At 74.2% G+C, this 23,061-nt stretch carries 15 protein-coding genes; 6 read left to right on the forward strand and 9 right to left on the reverse strand.

Translation table 11 applies throughout. The features are described from left to right. Positions 1–3 precede the first annotated feature (3 nt). From ACI79D_RS04290 to ACI79D_RS04305, 4 genes are all read left to right on the forward strand, one after another. Positions 4–783: a phospholipid scramblase-related protein gene (locus ACI79D_RS04290; RefSeq protein ID WP_456917074.1), complete on the forward strand. Its 780-nt coding sequence runs from the start codon at positions 4–6 to the stop codon at positions 781–783. A gap of 263 nt (positions 784–1,046) precedes the next feature. After that, positions 1,047–2,354 carry an MFS transporter gene (locus tag ACI79D_RS04295; protein ID WP_456917075.1) on the forward strand — a complete coding sequence of 436 codons (1,308 nt, stop codon included), beginning with the start codon at positions 1,047–1,049 and terminating at the stop codon, positions 2,352–2,354. Positions 2,355–2,477: 123 nt separating this feature from the next. Continuing rightward, positions 2,478–2,603: a hypothetical protein gene (locus ACI79D_RS04300; protein WP_456917076.1), complete on the forward strand. Its 126-nt coding sequence runs from the start codon at positions 2,478–2,480 to the stop codon at positions 2,601–2,603. A 104-nt stretch (positions 2,604–2,707) separates the two neighbouring features. Beyond that, positions 2,708–5,704 (forward strand): helix-turn-helix transcriptional regulator, encoded by a 2,997-nt coding sequence (locus ACI79D_RS04305; RefSeq protein WP_456917077.1) that lies wholly within the window; start codon positions 2,708–2,710, stop codon positions 5,702–5,704. Positions 5,705–5,810: 106 nt separating this feature from the next. Here the strand turns inward: ACI79D_RS04305 and ACI79D_RS04310 are convergent, their stop codons facing one another. From ACI79D_RS04310 to ACI79D_RS04330, 5 genes are all read right to left on the reverse strand, one after another. Beyond that, the gene (locus ACI79D_RS04310) at positions 5,811–7,289 is read right to left on the reverse strand and encodes an NAD-dependent succinate-semialdehyde dehydrogenase (RefSeq protein WP_456917078.1); all 1,479 of its coding nucleotides are present in this window, start codon (positions 7,287–7,289) and stop codon (positions 5,811–5,813) included. Continuing rightward, the gene (locus ACI79D_RS04315; protein ID WP_456917079.1) at positions 7,286–8,317 is read right to left on the reverse strand and encodes an ABC transporter permease; all 1,032 of its coding nucleotides are present in this window, start codon (positions 8,315–8,317) and stop codon (positions 7,286–7,288) included. Before ACI79D_RS04315 ends, ACI79D_RS04310 begins: the two co-directional genes overlap by 4 nt. Beyond that, positions 8,314–9,876: a sugar ABC transporter ATP-binding protein gene (locus ACI79D_RS04320; protein WP_456917080.1), complete on the reverse strand. Its 1,563-nt coding sequence runs from the start codon at positions 9,874–9,876 to the stop codon at positions 8,314–8,316. Before ACI79D_RS04320 ends, ACI79D_RS04315 begins: the two co-directional genes overlap by 4 nt. 25 nt (positions 9,877–9,901) lie before the next feature. After that, on the reverse strand, positions 9,902–11,113 hold the full coding sequence (gene torT / locus ACI79D_RS04325) for a TMAO reductase system periplasmic protein TorT (protein WP_456917081.1): 1,212 nt from the start codon (positions 11,111–11,113) through the stop codon (positions 9,902–9,904). An 84-nt stretch (positions 11,114–11,197) separates the two neighbouring features. Then, positions 11,198–12,337: an FAD-dependent oxidoreductase gene (locus ACI79D_RS04330; protein ID WP_456917082.1), complete on the reverse strand. Its 1,140-nt coding sequence runs from the start codon at positions 12,335–12,337 to the stop codon at positions 11,198–11,200. A gap of 330 nt (positions 12,338–12,667) precedes the next feature. Here ACI79D_RS04330 and ACI79D_RS04335 point away from each other — a divergent pair, with 330 nt between their 5' ends. Beyond that, a complete protein-coding gene (locus ACI79D_RS04335) occupies positions 12,668–14,326 on the forward strand; it encodes an amidohydrolase (protein ID WP_456917083.1) in 1,659 nt (552 codons plus the stop codon). A 29-nt stretch (positions 14,327–14,355) separates the two neighbouring features. Further along, a complete protein-coding gene (locus ACI79D_RS04340; protein WP_456917084.1) occupies positions 14,356–15,363 on the forward strand; it encodes an Lrp/AsnC family transcriptional regulator in 1,008 nt (335 codons plus the stop codon). 96 nt (positions 15,364–15,459) lie between these two features. On the opposite strand, the gene ACI79D_RS04345 is transcribed toward ACI79D_RS04340, so the two are convergent. The 4 genes from ACI79D_RS04345 to ACI79D_RS04360 all read right to left on the reverse strand — a co-directional run bounded on the left by ACI79D_RS04345 (position 15,460) and on the right by ACI79D_RS04360 (position 22,989). Further along, a complete protein-coding gene (locus ACI79D_RS04345; protein WP_456917085.1) occupies positions 15,460–17,259 on the reverse strand; it encodes a DEAD/DEAH box helicase in 1,800 nt (599 codons plus the stop codon). A 265-nt stretch (positions 17,260–17,524) separates the two neighbouring features. Next, positions 17,525–19,210 carry a DNA repair helicase XPB gene (locus ACI79D_RS04350; RefSeq protein ID WP_456917086.1) on the reverse strand — a complete coding sequence of 562 codons (1,686 nt, stop codon included), beginning with the start codon at positions 19,208–19,210 and terminating at the stop codon, positions 17,525–17,527. A 183-nt stretch (positions 19,211–19,393) separates the two neighbouring features. Next, entirely contained in the window at positions 19,394–20,677 is a 1,284-nt protein-coding gene (locus ACI79D_RS04355) for a class I SAM-dependent methyltransferase (protein WP_456917087.1), read from the reverse strand. 53 nt (positions 20,678–20,730) lie between these two features. Further along, the gene (locus ACI79D_RS04360) at positions 20,731–22,989 is read right to left on the reverse strand and encodes a helicase-associated domain-containing protein (protein ID WP_456917088.1); all 2,259 of its coding nucleotides are present in this window, start codon (positions 22,987–22,989) and stop codon (positions 20,731–20,733) included. Between the last annotated feature and the right edge of the window lie 72 nt (positions 22,990–23,061).

Here is a 23,061-nt window from a genome sequence, read left to right on the forward strand (position 1 = left end):
GCCGTGACCCAACCGCCCCCTCCGCCCGGCTGGTACCCCGACCCCGCCGGGAGCGGTGGCACCCGGTGGTGGGACGGGCAGGGCTGGACCGAGCACGTGCAGGCGCCCCCGGGCGCGGTGCAGGCACCGGAGCAGCGGGCACCGGTGCAGCAGGCCCCGGCCCAGCAGGCGCCCGCGCAGTACGGGCCCTCGCTCTACGACCAGCCGGTCCTGCTGGTCAATCAGAAGACCAAGCTGGTGGAGCTGACCAACGAGTACGCGGTGCTCGACGGCAACGGCACGCAGATCGGGGCGGTCGTCGAGGTCGGGCAGAGCGGGCTGAGGAAGGCCCTGCGGTTCCTCACCGAGTTCGACCAGTTCCTCACGCACCGGCTGGAGGTCCGCGACGCCACCGGGGTGGTGCTCGTCCTGACGCGGCCGGCCAAGCTGGTGCGGTCCCGGGTGGTCGTCGAGCGGCCGACGGGGGAGGTGCTGGGCGAGATCGTCCAGGCCACCGTGTTCGGGAAGATCCGGTTCGACCTGGTGGTGGGCGGCCAGGTGGTGGGGGCCATCCAGGCGGAGAACTGGCGGGCCTGGGACTTCGCGATCACCGACGCCGCGGGCACCGAGGTGGCCAGGATCACGAAGAAGTGGGAGGGCCTGGGGCGGACCCTGTTCACCACCGCCGACCGGTACGTCGTCCTGGTGCACTACCGGCTGCCCGAGCCCCTGGCCAGCATGGTCATCGCCTCGGCGCTGACCGTCGACACCGCCCTGAAGCAGGACGACCGCGGCTTCAACTGATCCGGCCCGGGCCGTGTGAGCGGCCGTGACCGGGGGTAGCCTCGAAGACGTCCGGGCCGGGTGCATCGTGCCCCCGGGTGCCAATTGGTTATCGCCTTCGCGGACCACCGCCCCGACTCCGGTCGGGGGTCTGGAGCCGCGTTGTGCTTCTCGCCGCGAGGCGGCCGTCATCCGGTCCGGACCCCACACTCCGACGTGCCGCCGCCGGACCTCCCGCCTACCGTCGTCCACAGGTGTGACCGGGGCGACATCGGGAGGTCCCCATGGCAGGCGCGGTACAGCAGGGGCACGGCGGGACGACGGTCGACGAACGGCACCGGCTGCCGATCAAGACGCTGGTCTCGGCGAGCATCGGCAACGCGGTCGAGTGGTTCGACTGGACGGTCTACGCGACGTTCGTCGTCTTCTTCGCCGGTCAGTTCTTCCCGGCCGACAACGAGGCGCTGGCGCTGATCGGGGCGACGTCGACGTACGCGCTGGCCTTCTTCTTCCGGCCGCTGGGCGGCATCCTGCTCGGCCGGTTCGCCGACCTGCGCGGCCGCAAGGCCGGGATGCTGCTCACCATCCTGCTGATGGCCGGCGGCTCGATGGTCATCGCGATCCTGCCCACCTACGAGCAGGTCGGCTGGCTCGCGCCGATCCTGCTGCTCCTCGCCCGCATCGCCCAGGGCATGTCGCTGGGCGGCGAGGTGTCCAACGCGTCGGCCTACCTCGGCGAGATCGCCCCGCCGAACCACCGCGGGCGCTACTCGTCGTTCTTCTACATCTCCACGGGGTCGGCCCTGCTGGCCGCCTCGCTGCTCGGCGTGCTGCTGACCGGGGTGCTCAGCACCGAACAGCTGGAGTCCTACGGCTGGCGGATCGCGTTCTTCATCGGCGGCCTGCTCGGCCTGATCGGCATGTGGCTGCGCCGGTCGCTGGTCGAGACCGAGCAGTTCGAGGAGAACGCGGAGAAGGCCCGGGCGACCAAGCACCCGCTGCTGCAGACGATCAAGCACCACCCCAAGGCCGTGCTGCAGCTGATCGCCATCACGCTGCTGAACACGCTGTCCTACTACACGTTCTTCAGCGCCCTGACGCCGTTCGCGATCAGCTTCCGCGGCGCGGACAAGACCGACGTCTTCGTGGCGCTCTCGATCGGGACGGCGCTGTTCGTGGCGTTGTGCTACCCGTTCGGCAACCTGTCCGACCGGTTCGGGCGCAAACCGCAGCTGCTGGTCTGGTCCGGCGCGCTGGCGATCCTGATCGTGCCGCTGTCGTTCCTGGTCAGGGACAACCTGCTCTCGCTGATCGTGGTCTTCTGCGTCGGCCTCGGGCTCTACGCGCTGATGGCCTCCATCGCGCCGGCGATCATGAGCGAGCTGTTCCCCACCGAGCTGCGGGCCACCGGCATCGGCGCCTGGTACAACCTCACGGTCGCCACGTTCGGGGGGACGGCGCCGCTGGTCATCACCGCGCTGTCCGACGCCGGCCACCCCCTGTGGTTCTTCTGGTACGTGGCGATCGCCGCCGTGATCACCTTCTCCGTCGTCCTCACCCTGCGCGAGACCAAGGGCACCGAGCTGCTCTGAGGGGTCTCTGAGGGGCCTCAGGCGCCGGTCGGCCGGGCGACACTGCCCGGCCGCCCGATGCCGGGGCGCCCGCCTCAGCACGACCGTCGTCGTCGGAACCGATGACGACGACGGGAGACGACGATGGCGACCTACCCGAACCCCGGGCTCGAGGCGGAGCTGGCCTACCGGCGCGAGGTGCTGCAGCAGATCGGCCGCAACACCCGCACCCGGCGCGGACCCTGGTTCCGCCGCCGCCGGGCGAGCTGACGGAGGACCCCCTCCCCACCCCTCGCGGCGGCCCTCCTGCAGGGACCCGCCGCGAACCTGCGAGTGGCGGAGGGCAGGAGGGTCCTTCTGACACGATCGGCCTCGTGCCGCAGTGGGAGGACCGACCGCTGGTGGGCCGGGCCGAGGAGCTCGCCCGCCTGCTGGCCACGGTCGACCGGGCCGTCGAGGGGCGCACCTGCGCGGTGCTCGTCGCCGGCGACGCGGGGGTCGGCAAGACCCGCCTGCTCGACGAGCTCGCCGTGCGGGCGGCCGAGCGGGGGTGCCGGGTGCTCACCGGCCACTGCGTGGACCTCGGCGACGTCGGGCTGCCCTACCTGCCGTTCGTGGACCTGCTCCGCCCGGTGGCCGGCGACCCGGCCGCGGCGGGTCTGACCGGGTTGCTCACCGGACGCGGAGCGGCCGGGATGGCCGAGCTGCCCGCGGGGGACGCCGCCGACCTCGGTCGCCCGCTGCCCCGCCTGGCGCCCCGGGCGGGCCTGGACGACGGCCGGCTGCAGCTGTTCGAGTCGGTCGCCGCGCTCCTGGTCGAGCTGGCCGCCGCCACCCCACTGCTGGTCGTGCTGGAGGACGTGCACTGGGCCGACCGCTCCAGCCGCGAACTGCTGCGCTACCTGCTGGCCCGGCTGGCCGACGAGCCGATCGCACTGGTCGTCTCGTACCGCGCCGACGACCTGCACCGACGCCACCCGCTGCGGCCGCTGCTCGCCGAGCTGGTGCGGCTGCCCGGCGTGGAGCGGCTGGAGCTCGGGCCGCTGCCCGACGCGGCGGTCGGCGAGCTGGTCCGCGGGCTGGCCGCCGGCGTCGCCGAGAGGACCGTCGACGACGTCGTGGCCCGCGCCGAGGGCAACGCCTTCTACGCCGAGGAGCTGCTGGCCGCGGGCCTGGCGGGGGAGAGCCTGCCGCTGGCGCTGACCGACGTGCTCCTGGCCCGGGTCGAGCAGCTCGGAGAGGCGGCCCAGCGGGTGCTGCGCGTGGCCGCGGTCGCGGGCCGGCTGGTGCGGCACGACCTGGTCGCGGCCGTCAGCGGCCTGTCCCCGGCCGAGCTGGAGGCGGCGCTGGCCGAGGCCGTGCACCACCACCTGCTGGTCGTCTCCGACGACGGCCGCTACCGCTTCCGGCACGCGCTGCTGCGGGAGGCGGTCCTGGCCGACCTGCTGCCGGGGGAGCGGGTGCGGCTGCACGCCGCGTTCGCCGCCCACCTGGCCGCGACGCCGGGCGCGGGCACCGCCGCCGAGCTGGCCCACCACGCCCGGGGCAGCAACGACCTCGCGGGCGCCTTCTCGGCGTCGCTGGAGGCGGCGGCGGAGGCCGGCGCGGTCGGCGCGCCCGCGGAGCAGCTCCAGCACCTCGAGGCGGCCCTCGCCCTGTGGCCCGCGGTGCCGGACGCGGCCGCGCGCGCCGGGCGCGACCAGCCCACGCTGCTGCTCGACACCGCGGCGGCGGCTCGGCGGGGCGGGGAGCTGCACCGGGCGGTGGCGCTGCTGCGCTCGGCGCTGGACCTGCTCGGCGAGGACGGCGACCCGGCAGCCCGGGCGCGGGTGCACTACACCCTCGCCCAGGCGCTCGGGCGGATCGAGGACCAGGCGGCCGCGCATCGCGAGAGCAGCCGGGCGATAGAGCTGGTCCCGGCCGCACCGCCGTCCGTCGTCCGGACCTGGGCCGCGGCGACGCACGCGCGCACCAGCTACGACCTCAGCCGCTGGGCGGAGGGGGACGCGGCGGCCGACGAGGCGCTCGCCGCCGCGGACGCTCTGGGTCTGGACAGCGCGTGGGCCGACACCGCGGTGTCGCTGGCACGGGTCCGCGGGTTCGGCGACCGGGCCGCGGTGCGGGCCCGGCTGGAGGAGGCGCTGGCGCGGGCCCGCCGGTCGGGTGACACCGACGTCGAGATGCGGGTGCTGTTCAACCTGGCCGTCGTCCCGTACGAGGACGGCGCCGTGGCCGAGGCGCTGACCTGGATCGACGCCGGGCTGGGGCGGGCCCGCGCGCTCGGCGTGGAGTGGGCGTTCTACCCGGCCGAGCTGCGCCACCTGGGCGTGGTGGCCCGCTACGTCTCCGGGGACTGGGACGGCAGCCTGGAGCTCGCCGAGGGCCTGGCCCGCGTGCCCGAGATGTCGGCGCACGTGCGGGCCGCCGGGCTGCTCGTGCAGGTCGGCCGTGGCGACCCGGCCGCCGCGGAGCGCCTGGCCTGGGCCCGGGGCCTGGCCGCGCGGCTGGACGCGCACGTGCTGCTGCTCCTGGCCACCGCCGGCGCCGAGATCGACCTCGCCGCGTGGGCGGGGGACGCCGGCACCGCGGCCGAGCGGGCCCGCGCCGCGGTGCAGCAGGTGCACGCGTACTGGAACCACGACCGGCTGGCGGTGGTGCGGCTGGTCGCCACCGCGCTCGCACCGGTCGCCGACGCGGCGGCCGCGGCCCGGCTGCTCGGCGACGACGCCGGCGTGGGCCGCTGGGTCCCGGTGGGGGAGGAGCTGGCCGCACTCGGGCGCTCGGCCGTCGAGGACCACCTGCGCGGTGTGGGTGAGTACGGGGTGGAGGCGGCCGCGTGGCTGGCCCGCCTGGAGGCCGAGGCCGCCCGGCTGGCCGGCCGGGTCGAGCCGGAGCTGTGGCGGGCGGCCGTCGACGCGTTCGGCTACGGCCACGTGTACGAGGCCGCGCGGTCCCGGTTCCGGCTGGCTGAGGCGCTGCTGGCCGCCGACGACCGGGCGGGTGCGGCGGCGGAGCTGCGGGCGGTCGCCGAGGTGGCCGAGCGGCTGCGCGCCGCTCCGCTGCGGGGCGCGGTGACCGCGCTGGCCCGCCGCGGGCGGCTGGACCTGCCGGGCGCGGGTCGCAGCGCCGGTCCGGCGGCGGTGTTCACGCCGCGGGAGACCGAGGTGCTGCGGTTGCTGGCGCAGGGGCGGACCAATCGGCAGATCGGCGCGGAGCTCTACATCAGCGAGAAGACCGCCAGCGTGCACGTCAGCAACATCCTGGCGAAGCTCGGCGCCGGCGGCCGGACGGAGGCGGTGGCGATCGCCGCCGCCCGCGGCCTGCTGCCGGTCGCGACCGCACCGACCGGCGCGACCGGATCAGCTCCCTGAGCGAGCCCGCCCGAGGCCGCGCCCGCCGATGGTCGTCGACGGGCGCGGGTCTCGGCCCGGCCGGCATCGGATCGCGGTGCCGGCCGGGGAGCTCGGGGCAGGCGTCTCAGGGCGCGATGCCGATGTACTGCGTCTCGAGGTACTCCTCGATCCCCTCGACGCCGCCTTCGCGACCGAAGCCGCTGGCCTTGAGCCCGCCGAAGGGAGCCGCCGGGTTGCTGACGATCCCCTGGTTCAGGCCGATCATCCCGGCCTCCAGCGACTCGCAGACCCGCAGGGCGCGGCCGACGTCCCGGGTGAAGACGTAGGCCGCGAGCCCGAACTCGGTGGCGTTGGCCCGGGCGACGGCCTCCTCCTCCGTGGTGAACGTCGCCACCGGCGCGACCGGGCCGAAGACCTCCTCCCGCAGGATCCGCGCCGTCGCCGGGACACCGGTCAGCACCGTCGGCGCGTAGAACCAGCCGGGCCCGTCGAGTGCGTGTCCGCCGGTGGCGACCTGGGCTCCCCGCTCGACGGCGTCGGCAACCAGCTCGGCGACCTTGCGGCGGCCGGCCTCGTCGACCAGCGGGCCGACGTCGACGCCGGGGTCAGTGCCCCGGCCCACGACCAGCTCCCGCATCCGCTCGGTCAGCCGGCGGGTGAACTCCTCGGCGACCCCCGCCTGGACGTGGAATCGGTTCGCGGCCGTGCAGGCCTGTCCCACGTTGCGCATCTTCGCCGCCATCGCGCCCTCCACCGCGAGGTCGAGGTCGGCGTCGTCGAAGACGAGGAAGGGGGCGTTTCCGCCCAGTTCCATCGAGGTCCTGAGCAACTGCTCGGCCGACTGCTCGACGAGCCGCTGCCCCACGCCGGTGGACCCGGTGAAGGACAGTTTGCGCAGCCGCGGGTCCCGGATCAGCGGCTCCATGACCTGCCCGGCGGTGGAGGTCGGGACGACGTTGAGCACCCCGTCGGGGAGCCCGGCGTCCATGAGCACCTCCGCCAGCGCCAGCATGCTCAGCGGCGTCTGCGCGGCCGGCTTGACGACCATCGTGCAGCCGGCCGCGACCGCCGGCCCGATCTTGCGGGTGCCCATCGCCATGGGGAAGTTCCACGGTGTGATGAACAGGCACGGTCCGACCGGACGCTTGGTCGTCAGCAGCCTGGTGCGGCCGTCCGGGGAGGTCGAGAAGCGGCCGCTGATGCGCACCGCCTCCTCCGCGAACCAGCGCAGGAACTCGGCCGCGTAGAGGACCTCGGCCCGCGACTCCGCGACCGACTTGCCCATCTCCAGCGTCATGAGCAGGGCGAACCGGTCGGCGTCGGCCACCAGCACCTCGTAGGCCCGGCGCAGGACCTCACCGCGGTGGCGCGGCGGGGTGGCCGCCCACGAGGCCTGCGCTGCCGTGGCCGCCGCCAGGGCGGCGTCCCCGTCGGCCACGCCGGCGTCGGCGACGTGGGCCAGGACCTGACCGGTGGACGGGTCCTCGACCGGGAAGGTCCGGCCGCCGGCGGACGGTCGCCACGTCCCCCCGATGAGCAACTGCGTGGGCACGCTCGCCAGGACATCGGTCTCGGGCGGGCGCAGCCCGACGACGGCGGTCATCGGGCACTCCGGCGGCGCAGCCGGTCGATGATCACCGCGGCGACGAGGAGTCCGCCGAGAACCACCTCCTGCACGTAGCTGGGGACGCGGATGAGGTTCATGCCGTTGGAGAGGACGACGAGGAACAGCGCGCCCACGGCCACGAGCCCGAGTCGGCCCTCGCCCCCGAAGAACGACGTCCCGCCGAGCACTGCGGCGGCGATCGCGAGGATCACGTACTCCTGGCCCAGCGTCGGCTCGCCGGAGGAGACGCGGGCGGTCAGCAGCACGCCGGCGAGCGAGGTCAGCACGCTGCACATCACGAACGCGGTCACCTTGGTGCGCAGGACCGGGACGCCGACCAGCCGGGCCGCGTCCTCGCCGCCGCCGACGGCGAAGAGATAGTGGCCGAGCACGGTCCAGCTGAGCAGGAACCAGACGGCGCCCAGGACCACGACGGCGATGAGGAACGAGACCGGGATGCCGGCGACGTCCGAGGCGCCCAGGACACTGGTGAAGCCGTCGGGCAGACCGGTGATCGGCGTGCCCGCGGAGAGGAGCAGGGCGAGACCCGTGGCCACCGATGCGGTGCCGATGGTGACGATGAACGACGGCACCTTGAACCTGGCCACGACCAGCCCGTTCACCAGGCCGATGACGATGCCGACGGCGATGCCGGCGAGCACGCCGAGCGGGACCGAGCCGGTGGACACCATCACCGTGCTGGAGACGACGCTGGTGAGGGCGATGGTGGCGCCGACCGACATGTCGATCTCGGCGGTGAGCAGCACGAGCATCTGGGCGATCGTGACCAGCAGCAGGAACGACAGCTGCCGCGAGATGTTGGTCCCGTTCACCGCGGAGAGGAACCGCGGCTCGATCACGGCGAACGTCGCGACCGCGACGACGAGCAGCACCGGGAGCAGGCCGAAGCGCAGCAGCGCATCGGTCGGGCGGCGCTTGGCCTCGGCGCGCCCCGGGGGCGGCGGGGTGGCGGCGGGCGCGGTCGTCCCGGCCGGCCGCTGCTGGACGGGGGACGCGTGTGTCATGACGTACTCCCTGATAGGGCGGGGGACGGCTCGGTGTCGGAGGGCCCTGTACCGGAGGTCGGGGACCCGAAGAAGGCGGTGACGATGTTGTGCTCGGTCACGTCACGGCCGCGGAGGTCGGCGACCACGCGGCCCTCGCGGACCGCGTAGACCCGGTGCGCCAGGCCGAGGATCTCCTCGGTGTCCGAGGAGATGAGCAGGACGGCTCCACCGGAGGCGCACAGCCGCTTGACGTGCTGGTAGACGTCGAGCTTGGCGCCGACGTCGATGCCGACGGTGGGCTCGTCGAACACGTGGACGGCGAAGTCGCGGGCGAACGCCCGGGCGAGCAGGGCCTTCTGCTGGTTGCCGCCGGAGAAGCCGAGCACGTTCTTCTGCGGCTGGGCCGGCTTGATGCTCAGCTGCTCCACGACCTCCTGCACGCGGCCGGCGCGCCGGGGCCGGCTGACGACGCCGAAGCGGTTCACCGTGCCGGCCACCAGCGACGACAGGATGACGTTCTCGCCCAGCGTGGCGGTCTTCACCAGGCCCTCACGGTGCCGGTCGGCGGGGTAGTAGATGAGTCCCCGGTCAATCGCCGCCCGCGGGGTGCGCGGGGTGACCGGCTCGCCGTCGATCTCCACCTGTCCGCCGGTGATCCGCTCCAGCCCGAAGCAGGCGCGCCCGATCTCCGACTTGCCGGACCCGACCAGGCCGGCCAGGGCGACGATCTCCCCGGCCCGGACCTCGAGCGAGACCTCCTGGAAGGCAGGGGTGCACAGGTCCCGGATCCGCAGCCGCACGGGGCCGAGGTCCTGCGGCACCTCGGGGAAGAGCTCGTCGAGCGAGCGGCCGGTCATCAGCTCGACGAGCTGGTCGTCGCTGACGTCCCGCGCGGTGCGCGTCCCGGCCCAGCGGCCGTCGCGGAGCACCGTGACCCGATCGGCCAGCTCACGGACCTCGGCCAGCCGGTGGGAGATGTAGACGATCCCGACACCCTCGGCCTTGAGCCGGCCGATGACGTCGAACAGCCGCCGCGCCTCGCCGGCGCTGAGTGAGGCCGTGGGCTCGTCGAGGATGAGGACCGGCGAGCGCCGGTGCAACGCCCGAGCGATCTCGATCAGCTGCAGCTGGGCCCGGGAGAAGCCCTCCAGAGTGCTGCGGGGGTCGAGGTCGACGCCGATCCGGGCGAGCGCCTCGCGGGCTTCGGCGTGCATTCGCCGCTTGTCCCGCACGCCACCCCGCCGCAGCTCCCGCCCCAGGAACAGGTTGTCGGCCACGGTCAGGGTGCGCACGAGCGCCAGTTCCTGGAACACCGTGCTGACGCCGAGAGCGACCGCTCCGGGGGGCGTGAGGTCGCCGACCGCGCGCCCCCCGATGACGACGTCCCCCTCGTCCCGGGCGACCGATCCCGACAGGACCTTGATCAGCGTGGACTTGCCGGCACCGTTCTCGCCGAGCAGGGCGTGCACCTCCCCGCGCCGCAGCTCGAACGAGACGCGCTCGATCGCAGCGACGCCGCCGTACCGCTTCGTGATCCCCTCGGCCCGCAGGACGACGTCGTCCGTGTCGGCGCTCATCGACGGTCCTCCCTCGTGCAGTCGGTCAGGCGGACACGGAGAACTGGGGATCCCAGCCCTCGGGCGCGAACGTGGTCTCGGGGATGAAGTCGGCGAGGTTCTCGGCCTCACCGGCCGCGGGGCCGCAGACGCGGACCGGGGCGGGGAAGGCCCGCTGCATCTCGTCGTCCAGCGGGATGCCCTCGAGCAGCCGCACCGCCATGTCGACGGTCATCCGGGCCTGGATGACGGGCTGGTCGGAGACGCCGCAGGTGACCTTGCCGGCTTCGATCAGGTCGAAGGTCGACGGGATCATGTAGTCGGCGAGGATGGCCTTGCCGTCGGCACCGCCCAGCGTCGCGGCCGCCTCAGCGGTGACCGCCGTGCCGGCGATGACGGTGACGTCGGGGTTGGCCTGCAGGGTGTCCTCGACCAGGCGCAGCTGGACGTTCTTGTCGGTGTCCCCGTACTTGGTGTCGGCGATCTCGGCGCTGCTGCCCTCGAGCGCCGTCTCGATGCCGGAGGTGGCGTCCTCTGCCCAGCCCGCGCCCGCCGGGCCGGGGAACCAGGCCACCTGGTCCGGGGCGCCGCGCTCGGCCAGGTAGTCGCCGACCGCCGCGCCCATCTCCCGCCAGGCGAGCACGGCGCGCGCGTCGACCTCCTCGTTGGAGATGCCGTTGAGGCCATCGACGACGACGATCCCGTCGGCGCGCAGCTGGTCGACCTTGGCGTCGAGCCCGTCGAAGCTGATCGCGCCGATGATGATCGCCTGCGCACCGGCGGCGACGCAGTCGTCGATCTGGTTGAGCTGGTTGGCCAGCTCGGTGTAGCCGCCGGCCTCGTAGACGTTCAGCTCGATGCCCAGCCGCTCGGCCTCGGTGACCAGGCCGTAGTCGGTCGCCACCCAGTACGGGTCCTTCACGTGCGGGAGCACCGCGCAGACCTGCCAGGTGTCTGTGGTGATGTCCGACGGGATGGCGTTGTAGACGCCGTCGGTGGACGGGCCGCTGCACCCTTCCGGCGTGGTGCCCTCGGCCGCGCAGTCGACGAACTGCGCGGGGTACCACCACGCGTCCTGCGCGAGGGCGGCCTCGATCTCGTCGGCCGAGGCGTCGTGCGAGCCCTCGGTGGAACCGGGGACCGGCTGGGAGGTGTCCCAACCTCCTCCGGTCCCGCCCTCGGCGTCCCCGCCGCAGGCGGTGAGCGACAGGGCGGTCAGCGCCGCCAGACCGAGCGCGGGCATCTTGCGAGATGACATGACGTCTCCTGGGGTCGTCGCCGCCCGGCCGGGCGGTCGAGGGGAGGGCCGCCCGGCCGGGCGGTCGAGGGGGCGGGGAGCGGACTAGCGGGACGAGACGAGCTCGGCGCCGGCGTGTGCGGCCACGTTGACCTTGGACTGCCAGCGGCGGGAGCGGCCGGCGGCCCAGACGAGGGCGCTGCGGACGTCGGTGATCGGCCTGGGCCAGCGGGTGCCGACCTTGCCGTAGAGCCGGGAGTACTTCTGGGTGGCGTCGGTGACCGGGCGCTGGCGCGCCTCCCACACCTCCAGTGCGGTCGGGACGTCGTCGTGCTGCTCGAGCACCGAGGCCAGCGTGTACCCGTTGGTCATGGCGAGGCAGGCGGCCTGGCCGAGGTTGGGTGCCATGGCGCTGGCCGCGTCGCCGACCAGGGCGACCCGGCCCTTCACCCAGCCGTGGCACTGGACGTCGCCGAACGAGGCCCAGCGTGACTCGTTGGGGATGCGCTCGAAGATGCTGCGCAGCTCGGGGAAGGACTCGGTCCAGGACTCGACGTTCAGCGGCTTCTGCCGGCCGACGAGGTCCTTGGCCGGGCAGCAGGTGTAGATGTACACCTGGTCGGGGGTGACCGGGACGACGCCGACTCGGCGGCCGCCGTTCCAGTACTCCAGGGTGTTCCCGACGGGGTCGCTGGGCTGCCGCGGGATGAGGTGCCGGCTGCAGCCGTCCTGGAGGTCCCGCACGGCCAGGTCCAGGCCGACCGCGCCCCGAACCGGCGAACCGACGCCGTCCGCCCCGACCACCAGATCGGCGGAGAGGCGCTCCCCGCTGTCGAGGAGCAGCTCCCCCTCCGGGGTCGCGCCGACCACCAGGGAGGAGGTGCGCACCTCCACGCCCGCAGCCCGCGCCGCGTCGGCCAGTGCCCGGTGCAGGTCCGTCCGCAGCACCGTGAACAGTCGCGTCTCGCTGTCCTTCATCCAGTCGTCCTGGAGCAGGCGCCCTCGCTCGTCGTAGAGCCGCCAGCTGTCGACCCGCTCGGCCCGGGCGAGCGCCTGGTCGGCCGCGCCGATCTGCTCGAGGACGCGCACGGCGTTCTCCCAGATGAAGATGCCGGCGCCGATCTCGCGCAGCTCACGTCCGCGCTCGTGCAGGCGGACGCTCCATCCGCGCTGTGCCAGGGCGGTGGCGACGGTCAGCCCAGCCAGCCCTCCACCTGCGATCTCGGCGTGCTGCTGAGTTCCCACGTGCCAGAACCTCCGTGTCTCCGGTGCGGTGCACCCTCGCGTGCCAACGGCCGTTCGCTGCTCCAGCGCGACCGTGGTCACAGACACAAACAGTCGGTGTGATTCATGTCAAGGGCGTGATTCGTCGAGCAAGAGCATCAGTCGGACGTGTTTCGTCGGAAGGGCGGGCTTGTAACGGTCTGCACGTCCCACAGTGGCTCGGCTTCGTAGTGATCCGTCGTCGCGCTCGGTCCCAAGGGCCTAAACCGTCGTTGACTCGGGTCCAACGGGGTGCATACAGTCGCAACGCCAGTGTCACCACGGCCACGCGCAGTCAGGAGACAGTCCCGCATGACCACGCCCGCCGATCTCGTCCTGCTCTCCGACCGGGTGCTCTGGATGACCGCGGGGGAGCCGGTCACTGCCGGCTTCGTCGCCGTCGGCGGGGGCCGGATCGTGGCCACCGGGCCCCGCGAGGAGGCCGAGCGGTACGTCGGTCCCGCCACCGAGGTGGTCGACGCCGGCAGCCGGCCGGTGATGCCGGGCTTCGTCGACGTGCATGCCCACGTCGAGGTCGCGGCGCGCACGGCCTACCAGACGGTCGACGTCCGCGCCCCCGGGTGCGCCGGCGTCGCCGACGTCCTGGCCGAGCTGCGGGCGGCGCTCCCCCAGGCCGTGGACGGGTGGCTGGTCGGACAGGGGAACCTGTTCTACGACCAGAAGCTCGCCGACCGGCGGTTGCCCACGCGGGCGGAGCTGGACTCGGTCAGCCAGGACGTGGCGATCGTGATCCGCGCCGGTGGGCACGTCAGCATCCTCAACAGCCGCGCGCTGGAGCGCGCCGGCATCGGCCGCGACTACGCGGCGGCCGACTACAGCATCACCGGGCTGCCGACCGTCGAGCGCGACGAGTCCGGCGAGCCGACGGGCGTGGTCAAGGAGATGGACAACCTCCTCCCGCTGCCGGCGCTGTCGGGGGAGGCGCTGCGAGCGGCGCTGAAGGAGGGCGTCCACGACCTCTTCACCCGGTACGGGGTGACGACCGTCGGCGAGATCAGCGAGACCCTCGAGGGGATCCGGCTCTACGACGAGTTGCACCAGGCGGGTGAGCTGGGCACCCGCGTGCGGGTCTACCTGTGGGCGCCCGGCACGGTGTCCCTTGACGACGCATGCCGGCACCGGGAGGTCGTTCCCCTGGACAGCGACGAGGACCTCGTCCGCATCCACGGCGTCAAGATGTTCTCCGACGGAGGCTTCTCGGCCTCCAGTGCGGCGGTGAAGCAGCCCTACGTCGGCCACGGTGACTTCTGCGGGCACGTCGCGCTGTCCCCGGTCCAGATCGGGGAAGCGCTGAGGCGCACCGCCGAGGCCGGCCTGCAGCTCGCCGTGCACGCCAACGGTGACCGGGCCCAGGAGGAGGTGTGCGCGGCGATCGCTGCCGCCGGACCGCTGCCGGCCGGAGCGCCACGGCCGCGCGTCGAGCACGCCGGCAACTTCCTGCCCGAGCCGGAGGTCACCACGGCGGCCTGGCGGGAGGCGGGCATCATCCCGGTTCCGCAGCCGGTCTTCCTCTACACCTTCGGCGACTTCTTCCCCGCCCGCCTCGGCGAGTACGGGTCGCAGGGCCGCTTCCCGTTCCGGCGGCTGCTGGACGAGGGCTGGCCCATCACCGGGAGCTCCGACGTCTGGATCGGCTCGGAGGACCGGGCGACCAACCCGTTCTTCAGCATCTGGAACACCCTCCGCAGGCAGTCCTTCTTCGGCGACACCATCGACGCCGACCAGCGGATCACCGTGCTCGAGGCGCTGCGGATGCACACCTCCAGCGCGGCGGCCACCCTCGGGGAGGCCGACCGGCGGGGCAGCATCGAGGTGGGCAAGGACGCCGACCTCGTCGTTCTGGACCGCGACCCCACGGCGTGCGCCGACGACGAACTGCTCGAGGTGCTGGTCGACGAGGTCTACCTCGGTGGGCGGCGCGTCCACCAGAGGGCCGCTCCTGGCCGATGACGGCGAGGCCGCGACCTATGTTGTCGCTCATGCCAGGCGCGCCGAACATCGTCCCGGGGTTCCTCCACGGGGATGTGCGGCCGCCGCACTCCGACGACGTCGTGCTGCTGTCGGAGACCGACCGGGCGCTGGTGCAGATCCTGCAGGCCGACGGGCGTCGGTCCTTCGCGGCCATCGCCCGGGAGCTGTCCCTGCCCGAGAAGACCGTGCGGCGCCGCGTGCAGGAGCTCATCGACAGCCGGGTCATCCGCATCACCACGGTCGCCGACCCCGCCGTCCTGGGCCTGACCGTCGGTGCGCTCGTCGGCGTGCAGGTCGACGGCCGGCGTAGCCTGCGCGCGCTGGTGGCCTCGCTCGCCGAGCTCGACTGCGTGGACTACGCGGTGATCACCACCGGCCGCTACGACGCGCTGGTCGAGGTGCTGTGCCGGGACTCGGTGGAGCTGCTGGCCGTGCTGGACGAGTCCTTCGTCCAGGCTCCCGGCGTCCACCGTGCGGAGGTCTTCCCCTACTTGCGGCTGCACTACCAGGAGCCCGCCTGGCACGCGACGCGCAGCAAGCCGGACAACCCGCCGGCCCAGCCGCGCGAGCTGCTCGGTGACGTGGACAAGCAGATCGTCAGCGGGCTCAACGCAGACGGCCGGGTCGCCTTCGCCACGATCGGCAACGAGCTGGGCATGTCGGAGTCGCAGGTCCGCAAGCGGGTGAACCGTCTGGTCGAGAGCGGGGTCGTGCGCATCACGGCGCTCGCTGACCCGCGGAGTCTCGGGTTCGGCGTCCAGGCGTGGGTGGCGATCGGCGTGCGCCCGGGCCACCGGGTGGAGGAGCTGGCCGACGCCTTGACCCGGCTCCCCTCGATCGCCTACGTCGTCGCCACGGCGGGGCGGTTCGACCTGTTCGCCGAGGTGGTGTGCCGGGACGCGCACGAGCTCATGCGCCTGGTCGACCTCGAGGTGCGGAGCCTGTCGGGAGTCAGTCACACAGAGCTGCTCATCTGCCTCGACCTCTACTACCGTCCGGTCCAGCCCACCGCCTGAGAGCTGCTGCTCAGCCAGCGGGGCGGTGCCCCACCGGAGGCTGCACGCCACGCGGACGGGCTGCGGGCGGCACGAGGACGCCCTCGGGCGACGATGTCAGAGCATGGTGCGCAGGCGCTCCCGGCGGGCGCGGAGCACCTCGACCGACGCCGAGGCCGAGGGCGGCCCGGGCACCGACTTGCGCAGCTGGGTGTGCACCACCGCGTGCGGCGTGGACGTCTTGGCCGACACGCGGCTCACCAGCCGGTTGATCTCCCGCCGCAGCTCGGCGGCGTCGCGCCAGGAGCGGCCGGCGTCGTCCTCCTCGGGGTGGTCCTCGACCGGGAAGAGGCCGCCGTCCTCGTCGTCGTGGTGGGCGCGCTCGGCGATGCGGGCACGCAGTTCGTCGTCCCGCTTGGCGAGCAGCGACGCGGTCTGCTCGGCGGTGAGCAGACCGGGGATGCCGAGGAACTCCTCCTCCTCGGCGCCCAGCGACACGGTCGCCGGCCGGCCCTCACCGGTGTGCGCGGTGCCGCCGTGCAGCACGTGGGCGAAGCGCGCGTCGGCCTCCAGCGCCTCGAACTGCTTGACGCCGTCGGGCACCTCCCGCTCCTTGGGCGGCAGGGGGTCGAGGTCGAGCTCCTCGGGGTCCTTGGCCTTGGGCGGCGGCATGACGTGGTTGCGTTCCTTCTCCATGGACGCCGCCAGGCCGAGCAGCGGCCGGACGGCGGGGAGGAACACGGTGGCCGACTCGTGCGCGGCCCGGGAGCGGACCACGCGGCCGACGGCCTGGGCGAAGAACAGCGGCGTCCGGTAGGAGGTCATCCACGCCAGGACGGCGGCCCGCGGGACGTCGACCCCCTCGGAGATCATCCGCACGCAGACCGCGATGCGGGCCGACCCGGTCGCGAACCGCTCGATCTTCTTCGAGGCCTTCGGGTCGTCGGAGAGGATGAGCTCGGGCGCCTTCCCGGTGACCCGCCTGACGATGCGGGCGTAGGCGCGGGCGTCGTCCTGGTCGCTGGCGAGGATCAGCCCCGCCGCGTCGGGCATGCCGCCCGCCTCGCGCAGGTGGGTGATCCGGTCGTCCATCGCCGCGATCACGTGCGGCACCCACTGGCCCTTGGGGTCCAGCGCCGTCCGCCACGCCTGCATCTCGACCGAGCGGGTGCCGGCCTCCGAGAGCGACGCCGCCACCACCTCGCCGGCGGAGTTCCGCCAGCGAGACGTGCCGGTGTACGCGGCGAAGACGACCGGGCGGACGACGTTGTCGGCCAGGGCCTCCTTGTAGCCGTAGGTGTAGTCGGCGCGGCTGACCAGGCCCATGCCGCCCTCGCCGTCGTCCCCCTCGAACCCGTCCTCCTCGTAGCGGACGAAGGGGATGCGCTCGTCGGCCTTGGTGCGGAAGGGCGTCCCGGTGAGGCACAGCCGGCGGGCGGCGAAGCCGTAGGCCTCCTCGACGGCCTCACCCCAGGAGAGGCCGTCGCCGGCGTGGTGGACCTCGTCGAGGATGACCAGCGTCTTGACCGCGGTGGCGCGCGCGGCGTGCAGCATCGGCTTGCCGGCGACCTGCGCGTACGTCGTCACGTAGCCCTGGGTGCCGGCGCGCACCGGACCGACGGCGTTGGTCAGCCCCGGGTCGAGGACGATGCCCATCCGGTCAGCCGCGTCGGCCCACTGCAGCCGCAGGTGGTCGGTCGGGCACACCACGATGACGCGGGCCACCTCGCGGCGCTGCAGCAGCCGGGCGGCCAGGGTGAGGGCGAAGGTCGTCTTGCCCGCGCCCGGGGTCGCGGTGACGAGGAAGTCCTTCGGTGACTCCTGCTCGTACTTCTCCAGAGCGGCCTGCTGCCAGGCCCGGAGCGGTCGGCTGGTCCTCTGCGGGGCGACCGCCTCCGCGCGTGTTGCACTCCCCATGTCGTCGGCCATCCTGCCTGCGGGAACGGCAACACGCCCAACCGGCCGCCTCCCGCGCGCCACGGTCCGTCCGACGTATGGGGCCTGCCGGTGGCCCGCTGACCTGCACGGATGCGCGCAGCCGCGCGGAGGTGTGGCGATCGTCTCGGGCTGCGGGACGGGTCGTTCCGTCACGGCGGCCCCAGCTGCCCCGCAGCCCACGACCGGCGGCTCCCTGCAGGGTCCCGCCGCGAGCTTGCGAGCGGTGGGGGCAGGGGGTCCTTCTTCAGTCGGCGGGCTCGTCCACCCAGTCGGGGCCGTTGACCTCGCCGGGGCCGGCCAGGTCGTCGGCGTCGACGATCGTGTACGCGTAGCCCTGCTCGGCCAGGAAGCGCTGCCGGTGGGCGGCGTACTCGGCGTCCAGGGTGTCGCGGCTGACGACCGTGTAGAAGTGCGCCTGCCGGCCGTCGGCCTTGGGCCGCAGCACCCGGCCGAGGCGCTGGGCCTCCTCCTGCCGCGAGCCGAAGGTGCCCGACACCTGGACGGCGACGGCCGCCTCCGGCAGGTCGATCGAGAAGTTCGCCACCTTCGACACGACCAGCGTGCGGATCTCCCCGGCGCGGAAGGCGTCGAACAGCTTTTCCCGCTCGCGGTTGGTGGTCGAGCCCTGGATGACCGGGGCGTCCAGCGCCTGCCCGAGCTCCTCGAGCTGGTCGAGGTAGGCGCCGATGACCAGCTTCTGCTCGTCGGGGTGCCGGTCGAGCACGCGGCGGATCACCGGCAGCTTGGACGACGCCGTGGCCGCGATGCGGTACCGCTCCTCGGGCTCGGCGACCGCGTAGGTCATCCGCTCCTCGTCGTCGAGCGACACCCGGACCTCGATGCACTCGGCCGGCGCGATGTAGCCCTGGGCCTCGATGTCGCGCCACGGGGCGTCGTAGCGCTTCGGGCCGATGAGGGAGAAGACGTCGTCCTCCCGGCCGTCCTCGCGCACGAGGGTGGCGGTGAGGCCCAGCCGCCGGCGGGACTGCAGGTCGGCGGTCAGCCGGAAGATCGGCGCGGGCAGCAGGTGCACCTCGTCGTAGACGATCAGGCCCCAGTCCTGGGCGTCGAACAGGTCCAGGTGCCGGTACTCGCCCTTCCGGCGGGTGGTGATCACCTGGTAGGTCGCGATGGTGACCGGGCGGATCTCCTTGCGCTCGCCCGAGTACTCGCCGATCTCCTCCTCGGTCAGCGAGGTGCGGGCGATCAGCTCGCGCTTCCACTGCCGGCCGGCCACGGTGTTGGTGACCAGGATCAGCGTGGTGGCCTTGGCCTCGGCCATCGCCGCGGCCCCCACCAGCGTCTTGCCCGCTCCGCAGGGCAGGACGACGACTCCCGAGCCGCCGGACCAGAAGCCCTCCACGGCCTCCTGCTGGTAGTCGCGCAGGTGCCAGCCGTCCTGCTGCAGCTCGATGGGGTGGGCCTGGCCGTCGACGTAACCGGCGAGGTCCTCGGCCGGCCAGCCGACCTTGAGCAGCGCCTGCTTGAGCCGCCCGCGCTCCGACGGGTGGACGACGATGGTGTCGTCGTCGATCCGGGCGCCCAGCATCGGGGCGACCCGCTTGGAGCGGACGACCTCCTCGAGCACCGCCCGGTCGGAGCTGGTCAGCACCAGCCCGTGCACCGGGTTGTTGACCAGGGTGAGCCGGCCGAACCGGTCCATGGTGTCGGCGACGTCGACCAGCAGCGCGTGCGGAACCGGGTAGCGGGAGTACCGCACCAGCGCGTCGACGACCTGCTCGGCGTCGTGCCCCGCGGCGCGGGCGTTCCACAGCGCCAGCGGGGTGACCCGGTAGGTGTGCACGTGCTCGGGGGAGCGCTCCAGCTCGGCGAAGGGCGCGATCGCGGCCCGGCACTCGCGGGCCAGCGGGTGGTCGACCTCGAGCAGCAGGGTCTTGTCCGACTGGACGATGAGGGGTCCGTCGTTCACGGTGACCTTTCGGCAGGCGTGGGGGGACGGCGGCCACGCAGGGCCTCCGACACGGTAACCACGGGGACCGACAGGGCCTTCCCGCCCGAGCGGGTCGAGATCCCGTGATCGCGCACGTCACACTCGCCAACCGTGCGAGATCACGCGATCCCGACGGGCGGCGTCGGGTCCCGTCGACGGGTGTCAGATCCACTCCCGCAGCCGCAGCGGGGCCTCCTCCTCCCCGCCCGGCCGCCGCAGCAGCACCTGGTTGACGCCCATCCGCCCGTTCTCGAAGGCCAGCGCGCAGGCGGCCATGTACAGCCGCCACACCCGCGCCCGGCCCGGCGTGGTGAGCGCGACCGCGGCGTCCCAGCGCTTCTCGAGCCGCTCGACCCACGCCCGCAGGGTCAGCGCGTAGTGCCGGCGGAGCGCCTCGACGTCGAGCACCTCCAGCCCCTGGCCCTCGAACGCGGCCACCGTGCCGGCCAGGCTGAGCAGCTCGCCGTCGGGGAAGACGAACCGGGTGATGAACGTGTCGTTGTCCCAGTCGGCCGCGCCGGCGTTCCACGAGATCGCGTGGTTGAGCAGCCGGCCGCCGGGGCGCAGCAGGTCGTGCAGCGCGCGGGCGTACCCGGCCATGCCGGCGGCGCCCACGTGCTCGGCCATCCCGATGGAGCTGATCGCGTCGAACGGGCCGTCGGCGACGTCCCGGTAGTCCTGCACCCGGATCTCCACCCGGTCGGCCAGCCCGGCCTCGGCCACCCGCGCCCGGGCGAGGTCGGCCTGCGCGGTGGACAGCGTGATCCCGACGACCTGCGCGCCGTACCGCTCGGCGGCGTGCAGCGCCAGGCTGCCCCACCCGCAGCCCACGTCGAGCAGCCGGGCCCCCGGGGCCAGGGCGAGCTTGCGGCAGACGAGGTCGAGCTTGGCCTCCTGGGCCGCCTCCAGCCCGGTGGCCGGCGACTCCCAGACGGCGCACGAGTAGACCATCGAGGGGCCGAGGACCATCGCGTAGAAGTCGTTGCTCAAGTCGTAGTGGTGCGAGATCGCGGCGGCGTCCCGGGCCTTCGAGTGCCGCCGTCCGAACCGCCGCAGCCGAACCTCCTCCGGCGGCGGGGCCGGCTCGGGACCGAGGGCACCGAGGGAGACCGCGGTGCGCACCAGCGCCAGCCGCTCCGCGAGCGTCGGCGCCGGCACGTCGTCGGAGGCCAGCCGCCCGGACGCGGACAGCGCCGCCAGCGTGTCGAACACGTCGCCCTCGAGGTCGAGCTCCCCGGCGACGTAGGCGCGGCCCAGCCCGAGCTCCCCGGGCGACCACACCAGCCGCCGCAGCGCCCGCCGGGAGCGGACGGCGACCACCGGTGCTCCTTCGGGCCCGGCCACGGACCCGTCCCACGCCCGCAGCCGGACGGGCAGCTGGTCGACACCCAGGACCCCCTGCACGGCTCCGACGAGCCGGGCCGCGACGGTCTGCTCAGTCCCCATGGCCTGGCAGGGTCGTGCGAGCCGTTGCGTGGGACAAGCGGTTGCGGCACGGATCACCCGGACGCGGCGGACTCCCCGTCCTCGACGAGGGCCACCGACGTGATCCGGTGGACGGCGAAGGTGCGGCTCTCCCCGCGGCGCTCGTCGTACCCCTGCAGGTACCCGCCGGCCAGGGACACCGGCTGCACCACCCGCTGGCTGCCGCTGCCCTGCGCGTCCACGTACCCCAGCCACACCGGCACGCCCTCGCGGACGGCGCGGGACAGCAGCTCCAGCGTGCCGGCGGTGGTCACCCCGGGGACCTGGCGCACCGCCTCGCCGCGGCGGGCGGCCAGGGCGGCGTCGCCGGCGCGGATCTCGCGGACCGTCGCGGCCACCTCCTCGCCGGTCAGCGGCCGCGGCGCCTGCGGGGCGGCCGCGCCGGGCCGGCGTCCGGCGGCGCGCGGGCGGGCCGGGGGCCGGGTGAGGACGGCGCCGCCGGGGGACTCGCCGGCCGGCGCGTACCCGGCGGCGCGCAGCACGGTGAGCACCTCGTCGGCGCCGAGTGCGCTGACCAGCACCCCGGGCGCCAGGCGGCGCAGCTCGGCGTCCGCCGTCCGCCGGTCGTTGAGCACCTGGGAGAGCAGCCCGTGGTCGTCGGAGCGCACGTAGCTCTCGATCGCGCCGACCCGCAGCCGGCCGTGCTGGCGGGCGACGTCGTCCACCAGGTAGTCCAGCGCCTGGGGGACCGGCGTCCGGGAGGCGCGGGCGAAGAACTCGTGCAGGTCGGTGGCCGACCACCCGGAGTCCAGTGCCCGCCGGACGCTGCCCTCCGACACCCGGAACACCGTCGCCCCGCCGGAGGACTCGACGTCGGCGACGACGGCGAGGGTGTCGGCGAGCTCGGCGACCAGCGGTCCCGGGGCGATCAGGGACAGGTCGGGCTGAGCCAGCACGTGGTCGACCGGCTGGGGCAGCAGGCCGCGCACGCCGTCGGCCGCGCCGTCCTCCCCGCCGGCGAGCAGGCCGCGGCCGCCGGCGGAGAGCACCCCGCCGACCAGCACACCGAGCCGGGCGGCCTCGGCGAGCAGGTCGGGCACCGGGGCCAGCCGGTCGGCCCGCCGCGGGGTCCGCCAGCGCAGCAGCGCCACCAGGTCGTCCGCGGCCAGGCCCGTGCCCGGCCGGTACTCGGCGAGGGCGGCCAGCGCCGAGCGGCGGATCGCCGGGGCGGTGTGCCGCACCAGGTCGGGGGAGAGGGCGTTGACCGCCTTGCCCGCCACGTCCCGCTGACCGGCCAGCGAGGGCAGCCGGACGGCGTCCAGCCACCCGGCGGCGAGCGTTGCCCACCGGTCGGGGAGGTCCTGCTCGCGCCACAGGTCGTAGGCCCGGGTGGGCAGCCACTCGTCGCGGTGCGGGCCGCCGACGTCGAGCAGGCCGGCGACGTGGGCCAGCTCCAGCAGCCAGCCGGCCTCCGGCTCGGGGACGTGCAGCGCGCGGGCCACCCGCTTCTGGTCGCGGACGCCGATCCCGCCGCTGCGCAGCAGTCCGGCCGGCTCCTCCTCGAGCAGCACCAGCAGCTCGCCGACCCGGCCGATGGTCTCCAGCGCCGCGCCGGCGGCCTGCCGGTCCACCACGGCCGGGTCGCGCGAGACCGTCGCGGGCTCCGGGCGCAGCCGGGGCGGGCCGTAGGGGCGGCCGCCCCGCAGCGCGAGCCCCACCTCCCGCGGCAGCTCCACGTTGAGCGCGTCGATCCGGGCGAGCAGCCCGCGCTGCAGCAGCCGCCGGGCGGGGGAGGAGGCGGTGCCGGGGCTGTCGGGCAGGTGGCCGACCGGGCGGTCCCCGGCCAGCCGCTCGAGGACCTCACGCTCCTCCGCGGCCAGCTCCCCGAGCGCGGCGGGCAGGTCGGCCGGCAGGCTCAGCCGCAGCTCCGCCGCCCGTCGGCCCAGCCCCGCGGGGTACCGGACGGCGCGGCGCACCGGGTCGGGGGCGTGCAGGACGTCGTCGCCCCAGAGCAGCGCCCGGCCGGTCAGCCGGTCGAGCGCGGCGGCGAGCACGTCGTCGGGCACCTCGGGCAGGGCGCCGGGCAGCTCGGCGGCCTCCACCCCGTCGGTCTCGGCCAGCAGCACCACGTCGAGCACCTGCAGCGTGGCGGCGTCGAGCTCGTCGAGGGCCCGGTCCACCGACACCGGCACCGCCAGCCGGCTGGCCAGGGCCACCACGTCGGAGGGCGCGGGCCGGGCGACGTCGGGGCGGGCGGCGAGGAGCGCGGCGAGCTGCTCGTCGCTGCGGGTGCGCAGCCAGGCCGACAGCGTGGCGGGGCGTTCGGCAGGCATCCGGACCACGCTACGACGTCCGCGTGGCCGGGTCCTGTGGTGTCGCCCGTGGCCGGGTCCTGCATTGCCCTC

The sequence above is a fragment of the Geodermatophilus sp. SYSU D00708 genome, assembly GCF_054050115.1.

What these genes read in the sequence shown, in the direction of transcription:
- ACI79D_RS04335 (WP_456917083.1), top strand. Translation starts at nt 12,668, where the DNA reads ATGACCACGCCCGCCGATCTCGTCCTGCTCTCCGACCGGGTGCTCTGG.
- torT (WP_456917081.1), bottom strand. Translation starts at nt 11,113, where the DNA reads ATGTCATCTCGCAAGATGCCCGCGCTCGGTCTGGCGGCGCTGACCGCC.
- ACI79D_RS04320 (WP_456917080.1), bottom strand. Translation starts at nt 9,876, where the DNA reads ATGAGCGCCGACACGGACGACGTCGTCCTGCGGGCCGAGGGGATCACG.
- ACI79D_RS04300 (WP_456917076.1), top strand. Translation starts at nt 2,478, where the DNA reads ATGGCGACCTACCCGAACCCCGGGCTCGAGGCGGAGCTGGCCTACCGG.
- ACI79D_RS04355 (WP_456917087.1), bottom strand. Translation starts at nt 20,677, where the DNA reads ATGGGGACTGAGCAGACCGTCGCGGCCCGGCTCGTCGGAGCCGTGCAG.
- ACI79D_RS04340 (WP_456917084.1), top strand. Translation starts at nt 14,356, where the DNA reads ATGCCAGGCGCGCCGAACATCGTCCCGGGGTTCCTCCACGGGGATGTG.
- ACI79D_RS04360 (WP_456917088.1), bottom strand. Translation starts at nt 22,989, where the DNA reads ATGCCTGCCGAACGCCCCGCCACGCTGTCGGCCTGGCTGCGCACCCGC.
- ACI79D_RS04295 (WP_456917075.1), top strand. Translation starts at nt 1,047, where the DNA reads ATGGCAGGCGCGGTACAGCAGGGGCACGGCGGGACGACGGTCGACGAA.
- ACI79D_RS04315 (WP_456917079.1), bottom strand. Translation starts at nt 8,317, where the DNA reads ATGACACACGCGTCCCCCGTCCAGCAGCGGCCGGCCGGGACGACCGCG.
- ACI79D_RS04310 (WP_456917078.1), bottom strand. Translation starts at nt 7,289, where the DNA reads ATGACCGCCGTCGTCGGGCTGCGCCCGCCCGAGACCGATGTCCTGGCG.
- ACI79D_RS04345 (WP_456917085.1), bottom strand. Translation starts at nt 17,259, where the DNA reads ATGGGGAGTGCAACACGCGCGGAGGCGGTCGCCCCGCAGAGGACCAGC.